Origin of the sequence: Pseudomonas sp. HMWF021 (genome assembly GCF_003061005.1) — a bacterium.
Classification (GTDB): domain Bacteria; phylum Pseudomonadota; class Gammaproteobacteria; order Pseudomonadales; family Pseudomonadaceae; genus Aquipseudomonas.
Map to the genome: position 1 here is coordinate 1 of NZ_QAIK01000049.1, position 1042 is coordinate 1042.

The window sequence follows — 1042 nt, forward strand, 5'->3', positions numbered from 1 at the left end:
CAGCTTCAGTTTTGTTGTCAGCAACTGGGCGGGTTTCGCCGTAGCCGATCGACTGAACGCGGGACGACTCAACACCGTACTGGTTGGTCAGAACCTGCTTAACGGCGTTTGCACGACGCTCGGACAGTTTCTGGTTGTAAGCGTCAGGACCGACGGAGTCAGTGTGACCTTCAACAGTGGTGTGAGTGGCTGGGTACTGCTTCATGAAGTCAGCCAGGTTCTTGATGTCAGCGTAGCTGTTTGGCTTGACGACCGACTTGTCGAAGTCGAATTTCACGTCCAGCTCTACACGAACAACTTCAGCAACTGCTGGGCAGCCATCAGCGTCAACAGTTACGTTGGCTGGGGTGTCCGGGCACTTGTCAACGTTGTCGCAAACGCCATCGTTGTCGCTGTCGGAGCAGACTTCAGCCGGAGCTGGAACTGGAGCAGCAGCTGGCTTGCCGCCGCCACCGAAGTTCACACCCAGACCAACCGATGGAGCGTAGTCCCAACGGCCGTTGTCCAGTTTGTAGTCAGCTTCTACGCCAGCACGGGCGAAGAAGTTTTCGGCGAAGTAGTACTTAACGCCAGCGCCAGCAGTCAGGAAAGTCGACTGGTCACGACCAGTGTGGCCGTCAGCAGCTACGTTGGTCAGGTTGCCGTGCTTAACGCCACCTTCAACGTAAGGACGCAGAGCGTCGCCAGCGTTGTTGAAGTGGTATTGAGCGGTCAGACCGAAGTTGTCACCGCGCAGTTTCTGGCTGCCGGTACCGTCGTTCGAACGGGTGTGGTTGTTACGATCCCAGCCGAAGTTGATCGAGACGTCGTCGGTCAGGAAGTAACCGATTTTGGCGCCTGGGTTGAAGCCGTCTTCGACGTGATCAACACTGTCGTTGTACTGCTTCTTGTAGTTGATCTCGCCTTCAACTGCGCCTTGGCCTTGTGCCAATGCGCCGAACGAAGTAGCGGCAATAAGAGAACCAATGGCCAAGCCCAAGGTGTTTTTCAGTTTCATCCGTTAAATCCCCATCTGGTGATTGTGAAGCAGTCCCGCAAACCG

General features: G+C 55.7%; 1 protein-coding gene. It reads right to left on the reverse strand.

Annotated elements, in window-relative coordinates:
* Window positions 1-997, reverse strand: a 997-nt coding sequence (locus tag DBR18_RS06375; RefSeq protein WP_108589701.1) for an OmpA family protein, incomplete at its 3' end; no start/stop codon positions are given.
* Window positions 998-1042 lie beyond the last annotated feature (45 nt).